The organism is Pedobacter sp. AC464 (assembly GCF_979253075.1).
In genome coordinates this window covers 1,309,391-1,326,547 of the sequence record NZ_CEEDBV010000002.1, presented here as the reverse complement: position 1 = coordinate 1,326,547, position 17,157 = coordinate 1,309,391, and the positions used below count along the sequence as shown (strand labels likewise).

Sequence of the window (17,157 nt, the reverse complement as noted above, 5' to 3'; positions counted from 1 at the left end):
TGTGGCAAATTGTCTTTTTACAGTAGCTTTAAACATTCAAATTTATTTGTTAGTAGAATTTAGACACTGAGTTAACACTTCCTCTATAGTTGTTAACATCGTTGATAAAGTAAATGTTTTTTAGATGAGAAAAGTAGATTTCCTGGTAATTGGTTCAGGTATAGCGGGTTTAAGTTTTGCATTAAAGGCTGCCAGGTTCGGCAAGGTTTTAATCGTAACCAAATCAAATGAAGATGAATCGAACACCAAGTATGCACAGGGCGGTGTTGCAGTTGTTGTGGATGAAGGCGATTCTTTTGAAAAACATATTCAGGATACTTTGATTGCAGGCGATGGATTGTGTGATGAAAAGATTGTGGAAATCGTTGTAAAAGAGGGTCCTCAGCGCATTCAGGAGATTATTGACTATGGTATAAATTTCGATAAAGACAACGCTGGTTTCTACGATTTAGCGAAAGAAGGTGGCCATTCCGAACACCGTGTTTTGCACTATAAAGACATCACCGGATACGAAATTGAACGGGTACTATTGAACGAAATTCATGAGAATCCGAACATAGAGATATTAACACATTACTTTGCCCTCGAGTTAATCACCCAGCATCACCTTGGTGAATTTGTTGATAAACGTACTGAAGATATTAACTGTTACGGTATATATGCCTTTAACACAGAGCTTAACGATGTGGAAAAGATTGTGGCAAACGTTACCGTAATGGCTTCGGGTGGTGCCGGACATGTGTATTCTGCCACCACCAACCCTGTAATTGCCACGGGCGACGGAATGGCAATGGTTTACCGGGCTAAAGGTAAAGTGCGGAATATGGAGTTTATTCAGTTCCATCCAACTGCGCTATACCATCCCGGAGAGTACCCTTCCTTTTTAATTTCTGAAGCGGTTCGGGGTTTTGGCGGTGTTCTTCGACGCAAAAATGGCGAAGAATTTATGCAGGAATATGATGACCGAAAATCGCTCGCACCCCGTGATATCGTAGCCCGGGCAGTTGATAATGAGATGAAAAAATCGGGTGATGAATTTGTTTATCTCGACATCACCATGCGCAAGAAAGCAGATATTTTAAAGCACTTTCCTAATATATATGCCAAGTGTTTATCTATTGGTATCGACATGACCAAGGATTTTATCCCCGTTACGCCTGCCTCTCACTACATGTGTGGTGGTATTTTGGTAGATGAGTATGGTCGCTCTTCCATTAAAAACCTTTATGCCTGTGGGGAATGTTCATCTACGGGGTTACATGGTGCTAATCGTTTAGCATCTAATTCTTTATTGGAAGCTACCGTATTTGCACACCGAATCTATCAGGATGCAATCGAAAATTTTAAAAATAATATAATACCTGATAACATTCCGGAGTGGGACTCTAAAGGGGTTACACAAACGAATGAAGATGTATTGGTGACGCATAATTTGAGAGAATTACAGAAGGTAATGGGCGATTATGTTGGCATTGTCCGTTCAGATTTTCGTTTGGAACGGGCACACCGCAGGCTATTTCTAATCTACCAGGAAACCGAAGAATTCTATAAAAAAAATAAGGTTTCGGTTAAGCTTTGCGAGTTGAGAAATGTTATACAAACTGCTTATTTGGTTATAAAATCGGCAATGCAGCGAAAAGAAAGCCGCGGCTTACATTTCACTACAGATTATCCTGAACATGCAGAACAATTAGTGGATACCGTTTTTTAGAATTCGCCATGCTTATAGTTCTCTGATCTCATATTAATAAAACTACATAAACCATAACCATAACATGCCTTTAATACTTCCGGTAAAAGATAAATATCCTGAAATAGGAAAAGATAACTTCATTGCAGAGAACGCCACAATTGTTGGCGATGTTAAAATTGGCAATAACTGTTCGGTTTGGTTTAATGCGGTTGTTAGAGGCGATGTAAATGCCATTACGATTGGAAATGAGTCTAACATCCAGGATGGTGCCGTAATACATGCAACATATCTTAAGGCTTCCACTCATATTGGCAACCGGGTATCTGTAGGGCATAATGCAATTGTTCATGGTTGCACTATTGAAGATAATGTTTTAATTGGCATGGGTGCGATAGTAATGGATCGCGCTGTTGTTGAGCAGTATTGTATCATAGCAGCCGGCTCGGTTGTTTTGGAAAATACCGTTTGCGAACGTGGATACTTATACGCAGGAACGCCGGCCAAAAAAATAAAGCCCATTACCGAAGAGCAAAGGGCTTTACTGAACAAATTACCAGATAATTACATCATGTATTCTGACTGGTTCATTAATCCTTAATTATTCTTTAGGTGGGGGTGGAATAATCAATTTGTTTTCTATATCCCAGTTTGGGCGAAGCGTAATTTCTTCTTTGGAATACCAAACCTTTTCTGGTTGGCTGCCGGCCTTGATATTTCCGGTGTCCCAGATTCCATTGCGGTTTTGATCATAAACTACCCTGATTAGATATTTTGCCACCGGATAGTGATTAAAGCTTAGTTTCGTATTTAATTTAATAGGATACGACCTTACCACGGCTTTTTTCTCATTTAATATCTCTACGATGTAACTTGAAGTTGTATCTGGCACAGAAACATTTAAAACGAACTGGCTGCCATAATTTTCAGGTACATCCAGGGTAAACCGCTTAATAAATTCTTTATTTTTTGTATTGAACAGACCCGTAAACGCTCCAGCCGTAAATTTAATATCATATTTACGTTTTGCTTTCCAGGGAAAAGTTAAGTAATATTTGAGGAAATCAACGCTGTCTTTTACCAATTCGAAGTTGGTTCGTTTTATAGAATCGTCGAGTAATATAATTTTGGATGCATCAGCAGAAACTATTGGAGACGGGAAATTTAAGGTATAGCGTTGGTAAGGGCTCAGTTTACCGGCTCCGGCATTGTCTGCCGGGGTAATATCGCGGGTATAAGTATCTTTTTTTCCCCTTGACAGGTTAACTACCTGCAGCAACTTACCCTGGTCCTGGATAGCTACTTTAACAGAATCAAAGCTCATATCATTCAACCATACCTTTACCGAATCGTTGGTATTATTAAACCTCACTAATTTTGAAACATCAAGGGCACCCGGTTCTGTAATTGTTAATTTCGGTTTTTTAAGTTGTTGAGTAAAGCTTAACGATATGCTTCCATCGGCATTTATTTTTCTCTCCAGAACCCTGAAATTTGGTGCCAGTTCTTTAAAAACCTGTAAGTTTACATTGTCTACATTTTTATCGATTACCAAAGGTTCTTTAATGTAACCAACCTCGTCAGAACTTTGCTGGTAAACCTTATCTCCACCACCAGTTGATTCTTTTAATGCATAAACTTTGTAGGTTCCTTTCCTGAGGTTATTTAATTTATAATTTCCAGAACTATCTGTTAGTGTATAAATTGATGCACGTTTTTTACCGAACAAGGTATCTCTTTCTATCGGTAAGATTAAAACAGTAACCTCCTTTTCAAATTCGCCGGTTAATGAATTGGTAACCTTTCCGCTTAAGCTTAAAGAATCGATTTCATTTCCGGTAGAAAATACATAAGACAGATTTTTAATCACATTACTTTCATTAATATCGGCAATGGCTTTACCGAAGTTTAAAGTATAGGTTGTGTTTTTTTCTAAAGTATCCGGCATTGTAATTTCCAACACCTTTTTCTTAATCTTCAATATTGGTGCTTTTTCCAATTCCGGTGAAATTGAAAATTCTTTGGTTTCATTTTGGATTTTAAAAAACTCGTCGAACTGAATAAGGATTTTTTTTGCGTTAAAATTTCTCGTTTGATTTTTGGGAACCATGCTAACAACCTTAGGTGCTTTGTTATCTTTTGGTCCGCCTTGCGGTGTTTGAATACTTGCACAGCCAAAAAATATAAGCGAGAGCATTAACACTCCTAAACTTTTTAAGTTAAAAAACTGTGTTTTTAAATTTGGCATATTTTAAACGTTCTGACGAATTTTTATAGTTTTTCAATAACTATGATTAAAAAATAATTTTAGCTCTCTATATCGCTTAATTTTAAGTCAACAAAATTTTATTTAAATATCTGATATTCAGCTACTTATTAATGTAGACCATTAAAACCGAAATATCAGATGGAGAAACACCTGAAATTCGGGAAGCCTGACCTAAGGTACGCGGTTTTATCTTAAATAATTTTTCACGGGCTTCTTTCGAGATAGATACGATGGTATTATAGTCGAAGTCTGTTCTAATTTCTTTGTCTTCCATCTTCAGCATTTTAGCAACTATCTCATTTTCCTTCTCGAAATAGCTTTCGTACTTAATTTTAATTTCTGCCTGTTCTATGGTTTCATTGTCCAGATTTTTCGTTGCCTCAGCCAAAGGCTTGCTCACTTTAATAATGTCTTGCAAGCCCACATGAGGTCGACCAACAAGACTGTGAATTTTCACGTTCTGATTTAGTGCGCTTGAGCCAAGACTTTCCAACATTGGATTTGCGTCAACCATTTCAATACCTTGACTACGGGTAAACTTTACCAAAGCGTCTGCTGCAGCTACTTTACGATTTACTTTTTCTAAACGTTCATCAGATATCAAGCCCAATTCATGACCGATAGGTGAGAGGCGAATATCTGCATTATCTTGTCGCAACAACAAGCGATGTTCTGCTCTGGAAGTAAACATACGATATGGCTCGTCCGTTCCCTTGGTTACAAGGTCATCTATCAAAACACCAATATAACTGTCTGATCGTTTCATAATCAATTCGTGTTTATCGTTAATTTTTTGATGCGCATTGATACCTGCCATAAATCCCTGACAAGCTGCTTCTTCGTAACCAGTAGTTCCATTTATCTGGCCAGCTAAGAAGAGATTGTTAATTATCTTTGTTTCCAAAGTTAAGGATAGTTGCGTAGGGGGGAAGAAATCATACTCAATCGCGTAACCAGGTCTAAACATTTTGGCGTTCTCAAATCCTGGTATTAAGCGTAGCGCTTTAAACTGAACATCCTCGGGAAGTGAAGTTGAAAAACCATTTACATAAATTTCGCAGGTATTCCATCCTTCAGGTTCAACAAAAATCTGATGTCTGTCTCGCTCTGCAAAACGATTAATTTTGTCTTCGATTGAAGGACAATATCTCGGACCTAATCCTTTTATTCTGCCGGTAAACATTGGAGATTTTTCAAAGCCTTCTTTCAATGTTTCATGAACTTCATTATTGGTATAAGTAATCCAGCAGCAGCGTTGGTCAGTCGAAACATTGGTATCAGTAAAAGAGAATTTATTAGGATTTTCATCTCCCCATTGCTCTTCCATTTTAGAATAATCTAAACTACGGCCGTCTACCCGGGGTGGGGTACCAGTCTTCATCCGGCCAGCTTCCATGCCAAGTTCAACTAATTGCTCGGTTATCCCGGTCGATGCCCGCTCAGCTGTTCTACCACCACCAAACTTCTTTTCACCAATGTGCATCACGCCGTTCAAAAAGGTTCCGTTGGTCAATACTACTGCTTTGCTTTCTATTTCAATACCTAGAGAAGTTTTAACGCCATAAACCGTATTGTCGTTTACTAAAAGGCCAACAACGCTGTCCTGCCACATGTCTACATTAGGTGTTCTTTCTAAAGCCAAACGCCATTCTTCCGCAAAACGCATTCTATCAATCTGCGCTCTGGGACTCCACATTGCCGGCCCTTTGGACTTATTAAGCATCCTGAATTGAATAGTTGACTTGTCGGAAATAATTCCAGAATATCCGCCCATCGCATCGACTTCTCGTACAATTTGTCCTTTAGCAACACCGCCCATAGCCGGATTACAACTCATTTGAGCAATGGTGCCCATATTCATTGTTATTAGTAAAACAGATGATCCTAAGTTAGCAGCAGCAGCAGCAGCTTCACACCCTGCGTGTCCTGCACCAACCACAATCAAATCGTATTTTGAAAACATCTTAAATTTTATTTATGTTTCACGTGAAACATTCACTATTATATTACAACATTGTTCCACGTGGAACAATAACGGTTTCATTTCTTTGGAATTGTTTTTGCTACTCGGATAGCTCTAGCCAGCGCATAGTATGCTCGTCCAACTTCTCCTTAAACACTTCAATTTCATCAGACACTTCTTGTATTTTTATGTAATTGGAAGCGTCTATTTCCTGTAGGCGTTTTGTTAACTCAGCGATTTTCATTTCGGCTTCTGCCATTCCTTTCTCACTTTCTTCAAGTTCTTTTTGTTCTTTGAAACTTAACTTCTTCGCTGATTTTACAACGGGCTGATCAACAACCGGATTCGGTTTTTTCGCTTCAGCCTTCACTTTAGGCTGCTCTAAACTTAGTCTATATTCAGAGTAATTTCCATTATAGATTTTTACTACGCCTTCGCCCTCCATGATAAATAACTGGTCACTCATCTTATCTAATAAATATCTATCGTGCGAAACCAACATCAATATACCAGGAAAATTTTCAAGAAATTCCTCGAGTACATTTAACGTATCAATATCTAAATCATTTGTCGGCTCATCAAGAATCAAAAAGTTCGGATTCTGCATCAATACCTTCATTAGATTAAGGCGTTTTTTTTCACCACCACTTAACTTCTCCACCATGCCATGTTGCTTCTTTGGTGGGAATAAGAATAGTGTTAATAGGGCAGAGGCAGTAATAATCGAACCGTCGGCCATCTTAATATATTCGGCGTCAGACTTAACGATGTCAATAACCCTTTCTTTAGGATCGAAGGTTAAACCACCTTGCTTATAATAACCAAAAACCGTTGTATCTCCCGTGTCCACAGTGCCAGTATCTGGCGCTAGCTGACTGGTGATAATATTTAACAATGTTGATTTTCCTGTACCATTTTTACCAGCCAGGCCAATCCTGTCACCTTTTTTAAAAGTATAGCTGAAGTCATTTATAATTGCACGGCTATCAAAAGACTTTGCGACGTGTTCAATTTCAACAATTTTGCCACCCTGACGAGACATCTTCATTTGAAGGCTAATGGTTTGATTATCAGCCTTTTTCTTCGTTTTCTCTTCTAAGTCGTAAAATGCATTAATTCTCGCATTTGATTTCGTCCCACGGGCTTGGGGCATGCGCCTCATCCACTCCAGTTCTTTTTTGAGCAATTGCTGGTTCTTGTGTTGAACTGTAGCGTCTAACGCCTCCCTTTCTGATTTCTTTTCGAGGTAATAAGCGTAATTGCCATTATAGTTGAAAATTTTGCCTCTATCTAATTCTACTATTGTGTTACAAACGTTGTCCAGAAAATACCTGTCGTGAGTAACTAACAAGATCGTTTTTTGTCCTGTTGTTAAAAGCTTTTCTAACCACTCAATGGTATCAATATCCAGGTGATTGGTTGGCTCGTCCAGTACTAAGATTTCCGGATCTTCAATTAATAACTTCGCTAAAGCCAAACGTTTTTTTTGTCCGCCAGATAGCGTTGATATTTTTTGCTGAAGATGCGTGATCCCCATTCTGTTCAAAATGGTTTTAATCTCATGCTCGTACTCCCAGGCATTATGCTCGCTTAACTCTTCATACAAACGATTAAGCGTTTTTTCATCTGGATTCGGATCTTCAATTAGTTCCTCATACTCCTTTATTAATTGTTGTTGCTTATTTTCCAAAGAAAATATGTGATCGCTTATTGAAAAGCCCTCGGTAAATTGAGGTTCCTGATCCAAAAAGCCGATTTTCACTGCTTTGTTTTTTACGATTTTACCTTCAAGCGGAGGGAATCGTTCAGCCAGTAGTTTCAAAAGTGTACTTTTACCAGCACCATTAATTCCAACCAACGCCACACGCTGACCAGAGTTAATGCCTAAGGTTAAATTTTTAAACAGCCATTCGTCATGGTAACCATGTCCTAAGCTTTCTGCCGCAATTAATGTGCTCAATTTATTTGTATTTCGGATTTATAAAGGAAAATTAGTGCAAAAGTAAGTATAAAATATTTGGCAGTCCACAGTGATGCCTCAAAAGCGAATCTACAAGTAATTAAAATGGCAAAATATTGATATACAAAGAATTCGTTTTAAGATTGGAACCGCAAAATACCTTTCAAATTGAATAGTGTTTCTTTAATGATGTACATCTAAAAAAGAAAACAGCGGCCGGAATCGCTCCGCCGCTGCTTCAATCATTAACTAAAACTAAACTTTATCTTGATTTGATGTCTAAAAAATTGATTCCAAAACATCAACTTTAATATCTTGGTACCTGCTGGCGTTGTAGGCAGCAAAAATTGGTGCAGCGCTCACATTGGTATCTGCGGCAACAAAATCATTCATGTTAACTTTTGCTGTAGAACCCAGGATTGAAGTGTAACTGTCTGTTGCGCCACTTAAAGTTAATTTGGAAGCGCCCCCAACATTTGTATTTAAATTAACTGTATTTGCATTAATGTTAGCAACTGCTGCGTCATTTAAAACAATGCTCAAATTCAATAGATTAAAATTTCCAGCGGTTTTAACTGTGGAAGTATTTGAGGCTTCGATTGCTAACAGGTTATTTACGTGCGCAATAACCAACAATGGTGTTGCTGTGAAAGAGCTTATTCTAAGTTCGCCGTTTTGTTGTTGCACTAGTGCGTTTTTTGCGAAGTAATTGTCGTATACTTCAACGCTTTCTTTAGCATCCTGCACTAAAATTAATTTAACGTTTCCGCTGATTTTAATTTTACTGATGTTTTTTACCGATGTTAGGTTTGTGTAATTGTTGTTTTTTTCGGTGGCCATTGCCGAAACGCTTGCTGTGCCTAAAATGATTGTTGTTAAGGCTGCTGCGAATAATGTTTTAATAGAGTTTTTCATAACTGTATATCTTAATATTTTTAAATCTTTTTGTTGTTGTTTTCGAATATAAGACTGCAAGCCCGCAGAAAAGTTGCACGCAGATTTGCGTTAATATACCAGCATAGGGAAATTATCGACCAACGCCAAGAACTATTAGACGAACAGGATGAAACAATATGATTTAGATGGAAGCTTTGACCAAATTCAGTTTTTACAACAAAAAATGGATGATTCCAGTTGGGTTGAGTGATAGCCGAAGGTTACTCAAATCAAGCGACGATAATGGTTAATGATTAGAACCGAGACGAATTAGTAAAGTTTAAGCCATACCCGCTTCGGTTCTATAACTTAAGTATTCGTTTTCTTTTTGCGTCATAAGGGTTTTTGCAGCCTTACCCTTGTCTTTATAACCGAGCAGGTGCAAAGTACCGTGTATCATAATGCGGCATACCTCATCAAAAATGGTTGTTTTATACGTTTCTGCATTCTCTTTTACACGCTCAATACTAATAAAGATGTCACTTACAATCATTTTCTCTACGTCAGAATTGTCGAAGGTGATGATGTCTGTGTATGTATTGTGGTTTAAATATTGCTGATTAATGCCGAGCAAGTATTCATCGCTGCAAAATATAAAATTAAGTTCCTGCAATTTAAAACCCTCTTTTTCTATGGTTGATTTAATCCACTTTCTAACCTTTATTTTTTGAGGAAGGTTATAAGTTACAGATTCTGTGAAAAAGGAAATTGCAGGCATATAAATGATTTAAGACTGCAAATTTAAGAAAATATAGCACCACTTTCTCATGTTGCAAATGGTGCCTTCACTAAGCTTATATGAAGAATTCAGATATTATTAGCGTTAAGAACTAGCGTTCTACATTTAGTGATTTTAAATATTCGGCAATTTTATTTTTGTAATAATAGTTTAAGCTTGGTGGCAGCTTCTGTAGCAAATCGTTTCCGTTCTGTTGCTCTTTTCTAAATTGTTCAATCATTTTCTGGTAAGTCGGAGGAAATTCTTTGGCTGCTTTACTTTCACGTTTAGAATCTTCCTCTTGTTCGCGTTCTGCTTTTTCTGCTTCTAAAAGCTTGGTTAACAGTTCTTTTTGTCTGTTTAGCGTTTCTTGCTGCAAACGTTTATTCACCAAATCACTTTCCGTTTGCTTCATCTCTTTGATGGCTTCGTTTAGGTTGCCCATTTTCCCTGAACCATCTTTATTTTCCTCACGATTGATTTTTTCCAATGCCTGGCGAATCATCTGCTGTTGTTGTGCCATCTTTCCAAACTCCTGGCTCATCTGTCCTTTACCAATAGTTCCAGAGTTACCTTCAGATTTTTGCATTTGCTCACGGGCCTTTTGCATGCTCTTGTTCAGTTGTTCCTGCATTTGAGAAAGCTGCTTCATGCCTTGCTTTTGCTTTTTGCCGCTTCCAGGTTTTGAATTTTTCTGCATATTCTGCAACTGATTCAGCGCCTCACTCAACATCAAACTTAAATTGTTTATAGAAGTCATTGTAAATTGCTGATAGCGATTAGCTTCAGGCGTTCTCCTGTCGCCTAAACTTTCTAAGCTTTTATCGAGGTTGAAATTTATTTTATTCATTTCCTCATTAACCGTTGATTCAATTTGAGGCACACGCTTACTTAAAGCATATAAACTATCGGCAATAGTTTTTAAATTGTCTTTAATGCTACGCTGTTTTTGCACATTGGTCGTGTAAGATGGATCTGCTGACGTCATTCTTTTCAGCGCTAACATTACTTTTTCCTGTTCAAAAGATGTGGTGAGGAGATTTTCGAGCAGTTTTCGCAATTCTTTAGCATTCAAATTATTTTCCATTTCCTCACCCTGTTGCTGCATTTCGCTCATTTTCTTCGAAAGCTTTTCCATCTGTTCTCCGGCTTTCTGTTGTTTCTGGCTTGCGTTTTTTGAGTCTTTTTTATCTAATGCATCCTTAACATCCTGTTGCTCTTTTTGAATCTCCTGAATATCTTTTTCCGGGTTTTCAAATGGATTTGGTTTTTCCAAGGTTTGGTTTTTTTCTTCCAGTTTTTTCAAATCATCCTTCAAATCTTTCATCTCCTTGTTTAACGCATCCTGTTTTTGTTTCAGCGATTCATTATCTGGTTTTTTATCTGCAGTTTGTTTACTCAGTTCTTTCTGTGCCTTAGCCAGTTCATTTAATCTATCGATATCGTTTTGGAAATTTTGTTCAAATTCCAGCTGCTTATAAAGTTCTAAGATTCTATCCAGTTCATTTTTGAGCGTTTTATTGTCCAGTTGCATTTTAGAAAGTTCGTTCTGCGTTTGGTCTTTATTTTTCTCGTTCATCAAATTTTGCAATTTCTGCAAAAGCTCTTTGGTTTTCTCATCGAGCACATTATCAAACAAATCTTTGATTTGTTTTTGCTTTTCTATAAGTTCTTCGGTTTGCTTTTGGTCTTCCTGCTGCAGAATGTTTTTATCATTTTGCTCCTTAATTTCTTTAACCGCCTGGTCCAGTTGTTTTTGCTTATCAAGTAATGCTTCAATCTGCTTTTTATCTTCAAAGGAAATCTGTTTTTTATCAACAAGGCTTTCAGCTACTTTTTTGCTTTCCTTTTCGATGCTATTGGCCAGCCGGATGGCAGACTGCACTTTTTGCTTTAGCGCCTGGCTATTTGCGTTTACTTGCTCGGCAGCTTCTTTTTTGGTTGGCTGCTTAAATGTTTTTACGTCAGAACGAGTTACTTTTGCACCATTTACGCCATCGTTATCAGCCACTTCAAAATAGTATTCAATTTCTTGTCCGGGTTTCGCCGATGCCGTTTTCACATCCCAGAAGTAGAAAAATGTATTTTGGGTTGCCTTTGCATTAACGCTGATATTCTTGCTGAAGGAACGAATAATTTTATTGTTTTCTTTAACGTTGTACTTAAAACTTAGCCTGCTGAAACCATAATCATCGCTAACCTGACCGCTAAAATAAACTGCTCTAGCATTGACAGAGTCTGGTTTTTCTTCAACCCGGATTGCCGGTGATTGATCTTTAATTACGTTAATTTGGTGTGTTAAAGAATCGCTTAGGGTTACAAATTCATTTTTTGGTGAGACACTATATTTAGAATTATTACGAATCGTAGCATTAAATGCAGATTCATCATCATCAACTTTTAAAATGTTTTGTTTTCCGTTTAAAATAAACAGAAGCGAATTGCTTTTGCCTGTTTTAAAATTCCAGGTTACGCGGGTTCCTTCAGGTAAAAGAATATCGCCAACATTTGCAATAACTTCTTGCTTTTTAGCTAAGTAAGCAGGGTAGGTTAATGTTGCTGTAGCATTCAACAATTCCGGGCGTGGTTTCACGCTAATCGTAAAAGCGGCCGAACTAAAGCCACCGCCTTTAAAAATCAATTTCTTATCGGTCTGAATATTTTTAACGGTGTAATTAAATTGGCTGATGGTTTTCTTATCGAGTTTATAGGTGTTTTTTCCATCTTCTACGTAAACCTCTGCAGGGAGCTCATCGCCGGCAAGTTTCAAATTAATGGTAAGGTCATCGCCCTGGGTAACAACCAGGTTTTTGTTTAAAACCGTAAAACTGAATGGCGCTTTGGGAGCAATGTATTCATCATATTTGAAGAAACTATTGGTTCCATCCCGCAAAATAGATGGCGCAATAAAGGCGATTAATAAAATTATCGAACTTGGAATAAAGAGGAATTTTAAATATTTCCGGTTGTCGGTTATTCGAATGGCGGTGTAAAAAGGAACCGGTTTCAGGTCGAGAATTTTCTGATCGATACTGGCTAAAATAAGCTGATTACCTGGTGCATTTTCAGCAAGTTTGTGCAGCTGTAGCGTATTCAAAAGCTTATCCTTTATGTCAGAAAAATGATCTCCGATTATGATCGAAGCTTCATCAAAAGATAAATGTTTGCCTAATTTGAGCATCGAAAGCAGTGGCTTTATAATCAGCAAACCAACCAATACCACGCCGAGCAACAAGTAAGCAAAAAATATAAAGGTTTTATACCCGGCCGTTGGATTGAAATAATACAAACTTAAAAACACCAACAGGTATAGGGCAAGCAATATTGTGGCCGAATAAATGGCACCCCGCAAAATCTTATTCAAATAAAATTTACGGATAAACTCATCTATCTTCCTCAACAAATCGTTGTAATTACTGCTCACCATATCAACGTAAATGTAAAAATTGTTCGTATCAATTAAAAGAAACGTCTTTAAGGTAACGTGTTTATTTCAATTAATTTATCTGGAGGCGATAAATTAAACTTTAGGGGTTTCATATGGATGATTAAAATTTCTATCTTGTTAATAGTTAATACAAAGGTTACATAGATTTTAAACTAGTTTTATTAGAAAAATCTACTTTTGATTTTTTGTATAATCACCCCAAATATGAAACGAGCACTTATTTCGACATTAATGTTATTCATTTTCACGGTTTCTTTCGCCCAAAAATTTAACTGGAATAAAAACCAGGTAATTGCGCATCGCGGTGCATGGAAGAAGAATAGCTTTCCTCAAAATTCTATCGCATCTTTAAAAGAAGCTGTAAAATTAGGTTGCTATGGTTCTGAATTTGATGTGTGGATGACGGCAGATAACGTGCTGGTCATTAATCACGACCCGGAATTTCAGGGGTTAACCATCGAAAAGGTAAAATACGATGAGCTTTTAACTAAAACGATGAGTAACGGTGAGAAAATCCCTACGCTTGAAGCCTACCTGAAAGAGGGCAAAAAGCAAAAAACCACTAAACTCATCCTGGAAATAAAGCCTTCGTTGATCAGTAAAGAACGCGGCATCGACGTAACCAACAAATGTATTGAAATGGTTAAAAAGATTGGCGTTTTAGATTGGACAGAATACATCAGTTTTGATTACGATTACTGCAAGCGCATATTAGAAGTGCTGCCGAAAGCTAAAGTTGCGTATTTGAAAGGAGACATTAGTGCTGAACAGGTGAAAAACGACAAGATGCCTGGTGTAGATTATCATTACAGCATTTACCAGAAAGACGGGTGGATAGAAAACGCACATCGGTTAGGCTTAACGGTTAATGCGTGGACCGTAAATACCGTGCCTGAAATGCAATGGCTTTTAGCACACAAAGTAGAATTTATAACTACAAATGAGCCAGAATTGCTTTTTGAAGAACTGAAGAAAACACCGGTTGCGGCTGGCTGGAAATTAAAGTGGGCAGATGAATTTGATGATAAAGGATTGCCTCTAGCGAAAAACTGGAGTTACGATGTTGGTGGAAATGGCTGGGGAAACAACGAGCTTCAATACTATACGGAATCAGATTCTGCGAATGCCAAAGTTGTTAAAGGAAACCTGCTTCTTACAGCTATAAAAGCTGATAAAGATAAAAATCACTATACGTCGGCACGGTTGGCAACCAAAAACAAATTCGATTTTAAGTATGGTAGAGTAGAAGTAAGGGCTATGTTGCCTAAGGGTAGAGGTTTGTGGCCGGCAATTTGGGCGTTACCTACCGATTGGAAGTATGGAAAATGGCCAAAAAGCGGAGAAATCGACATCATGGAGCATGTGGGTTATGAGCCAGACAGTGTTTATGGAACTGTGCACACAGAGAAATTTAACCACATAATACACACCCAGGTTGGCAAAGGGGTAAAAATAAATCCTTATGATGCGTACCATATTTATGCCATTGAATGGTATGAAGATAGAATGGACTTTTTTGTAGACGACCAAAAATATTTAAGTTTCAAAAATACAGGAAAAGGTGCTCCTGAATGGCCTTTCGACCAAAACTTCCACCTCATTTTAAATATCGCTGTCGGTGGCGGTTGGGGCGGAAAAAAGGGAGTTGATGACGCCATCTTTCCGGCGACAATGAAAGTTGATTATGTACGGGTTTACCAAAAGTAAAGATGAGCAACGGACTAACAGCACTGCTGCTTTGTCCTTGCCCATTTGCATTGGTCAATAATTTTATGGCAAATGGATTCACGTAGAGAATTTCTGAAAAAGGCAGCACTTTTTGCTGGCGGTACGGGCCTGGCTAATGCGTTGCCAGGTTCGATTGTGAAGGCAATGGCTATAAATGCCGAGCCCGGCACTACTTTTCAAGATGCAGAGCATATTGTATTTTTGATGCAGGAGAACCGCTCTTTCGACCATATGTTTGGCAAATTGAAAGGCGTTCGCGGATTTAACGATCCTCATCCTCACATTCAGCCAGATGGAAACAAAGTTTGGCTGCAGAAGGATGGACAGGGCTATACTTACGCTCCGTTCCATGTCGACATTAACAAAACTAAAATTACCTGGCAGGGTGGTTTGCCACATTCCTGGAATGACCAGGTTGCCGCCAGGAATGGAGGAAGATACGACAAGTGGTTTCCGGTAAAATCGGCCATGACGCTATCTTATTACGATAGAAATGATATTCCTTTTTATTACGCACTTGCGGATGCCTTTACCGTGTGCGACCAACATTTCTGCTCATCCTTAACAGGAACTACGCCCAACAGACTATTCTTTTTTACAGGGACTGTACGTGGAGAAAAGAGTGCAAACCGGGTTGCGGTTGTAAATAACGACCAGGCCGAATCCCAGAACAATGTCTTTGTAGATTGGCCTACTTTCCAGGAAACCCTGGAAGATAATGGCATCGATTGGCGCATTTATCAGAACGAACTGTGGACATCAAAGCTTCCGGAGGGAGAAATTGACGACTGGTTAGGCAACTATGGCGATAACCCTGTTGAATATGTAAAAAGGCATAACGTTAAATTGTCTGCCTATTTTAGAAAAAATGGCGACAACACCGTAAAACCGCCATTATCTGCGGCAGAGGTTCAGGGCAAATATGATAAATTATCACAGCGGGAGAAAAACCTTATTGATAAAGCTTTTCAAACGAACATTAATGAACAGAATTACCTTGAGCTGGCGCCATTTACGTTTACCAATGATGAGGGAAAATCTGAAACCGTTAACATTCCCAAAGGCGATATCTTTCATCAGTTTAGAAAAGACGTTGATGACGGCAAACTTCCGGCAGTTTCCTGGCTGGTGGCGCCGCAACGTTTTTCTGACCATACCAGTTCTCCGCTTTATGGTACCTGGTATGTAAGTGAGGCTTTAGATATTTTAACTAAAAACCCGGAGGTTTGGAAGAAAACAATTTTCATTTTAACGTACGATGAAAATGATGGTTATTTTGATCATCAGCCACCGTTTGTTGTACCTAACCCTGATGATCCATCGAGCGGCAAGGTCTCTGCAGGGATAAATTATCCTCCAGATTTCGAAGCTAAAAAAGGCAGTCCGATTGGCCTGGGATACCGCGTACCCATGGTTGTGGCGTCGCCCTGGAGCAAAGGTGGATTTGTAAATTCGCAGGTTTTCGATCATACTTCATCATTGATGTTTCTGGAGAAATGGCTGAGCAAAAAAACCGGTAAAAATATCAGGAGCAATAACATCAGCGATTGGCGGCGAAATATTTGTGGCGATTTGACCTCTGTTTTTCGCCCGTACAACGGCGGGGATATTACATCGCCGGCACCACTGAAACGTGAAACTGTTGTAACAAACATCAGCAATGCAAAGAATAAGCCGGCGCAAGTTGGCCCAACTGCATTAAATAAAACAGAAATCGCTAAAATTAACAAGTTCGAGTCTTTTTCGAGCCAAACATCTGCATATGCGCCGAAGCAGGAGCAGGGTACAAAGCCTGCCTGTGCGCTTCCTTACCAACTTGCTGTTGATGCGAATTTAAGAGCGAACGAAATTGAGCTTACTTTTCAATCGGCAAAAACATTATTTGGTGAAGCAATTGAAACCGTGGGCGCACCTTTTAACATGAACACCAATGCAAATTTTAAAGGCGTAAAAGGCAAAGTTTGGGCCTACGCCGTTAAGGCTGGCGATACAATAACAGAAAAAATAAGCCTTGAAGATTTTGACAACGAAGTTTATGATTTTAGAATTACCGGACCAAATGGATTTTACAGGCATTTTACCGGAAGTAAAAAAAATCCTTCAATTAATATAAAAGCCGTGGCAGAACAGCGTGGCCTTGTTGTTAAAAGTTTAACAGGTAATCTTAGTTTTATTATTGAGAATACCGGCATGGTTCCCGTACAGATTCAGATTGTTGATAATAAATATAAAGCTGAAACTCAAAGCTTTATATTGAAATCGAAAACGACCAAAAATGTGATTTTAAACCTGACAAAAAATTTTTACTGGTACGACTTTACCATCTCCCAGATCGGAAACAATGTTTTTAAACATCGCTACGCAGGAAAAATTGAGACTGGACAAGTTACCGTAACCGACCCTTATATGGGCGGCGCTTTAGCTTAAAAGGGAAAAGCTTAGTTA

The 17,157-nt window shown here is 38.4% G+C and carries 10 protein-coding genes; 4 read left to right on the top strand and 6 right to left on the bottom strand.

All coding sequences use genetic code 11. The features are described 5' to 3' along the window. Window positions 1-124 precede the first annotated feature (124 nt). Window positions 125-1,711, top strand: coding sequence for an L-aspartate oxidase (gene nadB, locus AC0IWT_RS16630; protein WP_471797997.1), 1,587 nt, complete (start codon window positions 125-127; stop codon window positions 1,709-1,711). 64 nt (window positions 1,712-1,775) lie between these two features. Then, window positions 1,776-2,291: a gamma carbonic anhydrase family protein gene (locus AC0IWT_RS16625; RefSeq protein WP_471797996.1), complete on the top strand. Its 516-nt coding sequence runs from the start codon at window positions 1,776-1,778 to the stop codon at window positions 2,289-2,291. Here the strand turns inward: AC0IWT_RS16625 and AC0IWT_RS16620 are convergent, their stop codons facing one another. The 6 genes from AC0IWT_RS16620 to AC0IWT_RS16595 all read right to left on the bottom strand — a co-directional run bounded on the left by AC0IWT_RS16620 (window position 2,292) and on the right by AC0IWT_RS16595 (window position 12,963). Further along, complete coding sequence (locus AC0IWT_RS16620; RefSeq protein ID WP_471797995.1) at window positions 2,292-3,938, bottom strand: Ig-like domain-containing protein; 1,647 nt, start codon at window positions 3,936-3,938, stop codon at window positions 2,292-2,294. It lies immediately after the preceding gene. Between the two features lie 121 nt (window positions 3,939-4,059). Next, window positions 4,060-5,922, bottom strand: coding sequence for a tRNA uridine-5-carboxymethylaminomethyl(34) synthesis enzyme MnmG (gene mnmG, locus AC0IWT_RS16615; protein ID WP_471797994.1), 1,863 nt, complete (start codon window positions 5,920-5,922; stop codon window positions 4,060-4,062). Window positions 5,923-6,022: 100 nt separating this feature from the next. Next, window positions 6,023-7,882: an ABC-F family ATP-binding cassette domain-containing protein gene (locus AC0IWT_RS16610; protein ID WP_471797993.1), complete on the bottom strand. Its 1,860-nt coding sequence runs from the start codon at window positions 7,880-7,882 to the stop codon at window positions 6,023-6,025. Between the two features lie 279 nt (window positions 7,883-8,161). Then, window positions 8,162-8,797 (bottom strand): GIN domain-containing protein, encoded by a 636-nt coding sequence (locus AC0IWT_RS16605; protein ID WP_471797992.1) that lies wholly within the window; start codon window positions 8,795-8,797, stop codon window positions 8,162-8,164. A gap of 301 nt (window positions 8,798-9,098) precedes the next feature. Beyond that, on the bottom strand, window positions 9,099-9,536 hold the full coding sequence (ybeY, locus tag AC0IWT_RS16600) for an rRNA maturation RNase YbeY (RefSeq protein ID WP_471797991.1): 438 nt from the start codon (window positions 9,534-9,536) through the stop codon (window positions 9,099-9,101). A 112-nt stretch (window positions 9,537-9,648) separates the two neighbouring features. Beyond that, window positions 9,649-12,963: a DUF4175 family protein gene (locus AC0IWT_RS16595; protein ID WP_471797990.1), complete on the bottom strand. Its 3,315-nt coding sequence runs from the start codon at window positions 12,961-12,963 to the stop codon at window positions 9,649-9,651. 225 nt (window positions 12,964-13,188) lie between these two features. Between AC0IWT_RS16595 and AC0IWT_RS16590 the strand changes: the two genes are divergently transcribed. Continuing rightward, the gene (locus AC0IWT_RS16590) at window positions 13,189-14,691 is read left to right on the top strand and encodes a glycerophosphodiester phosphodiesterase family protein (RefSeq protein WP_471797989.1); all 1,503 of its coding nucleotides are present in this window, start codon (window positions 13,189-13,191) and stop codon (window positions 14,689-14,691) included. 72 nt (window positions 14,692-14,763) lie between these two features. After that, window positions 14,764-17,139, top strand: coding sequence for a phosphocholine-specific phospholipase C (locus AC0IWT_RS16585; protein ID WP_471797988.1), 2,376 nt, complete (start codon window positions 14,764-14,766; stop codon window positions 17,137-17,139). Window positions 17,140-17,157: the final 18 nt, after the last annotated feature.

Excerpts from the sequence above, each read along its gene's own strand:
- AC0IWT_RS16620 (WP_471797995.1), bottom strand. The coding sequence starts at position 3,938 with ATGCCAAATTTAAAAACACAGTTTTTTAACTTAAAAAGTTTAGGAGTG.
- nadB (WP_471797997.1), top strand. The coding sequence starts at position 125 with ATGAGAAAAGTAGATTTCCTGGTAATTGGTTCAGGTATAGCGGGTTTA.
- AC0IWT_RS16595 (WP_471797990.1), bottom strand. The coding sequence starts at position 12,963 with ATGGTGAGCAGTAATTACAACGATTTGTTGAGGAAGATAGATGAGTTT.
- ybeY (WP_471797991.1), bottom strand. The coding sequence starts at position 9,536 with ATGCCTGCAATTTCCTTTTTCACAGAATCTGTAACTTATAACCTTCCT.
- AC0IWT_RS16625 (WP_471797996.1), top strand. The coding sequence starts at position 1,776 with ATGCCTTTAATACTTCCGGTAAAAGATAAATATCCTGAAATAGGAAAA.
- mnmG (WP_471797994.1), bottom strand. The coding sequence starts at position 5,922 with ATGTTTTCAAAATACGATTTGATTGTGGTTGGTGCAGGACACGCAGGG.
- AC0IWT_RS16590 (WP_471797989.1), top strand. The coding sequence starts at position 13,189 with ATGAAACGAGCACTTATTTCGACATTAATGTTATTCATTTTCACGGTT.
- AC0IWT_RS16585 (WP_471797988.1), top strand. The coding sequence starts at position 14,764 with ATGGATTCACGTAGAGAATTTCTGAAAAAGGCAGCACTTTTTGCTGGC.
- AC0IWT_RS16605 (WP_471797992.1), bottom strand. The coding sequence starts at position 8,797 with ATGAAAAACTCTATTAAAACATTATTCGCAGCAGCCTTAACAACAATC.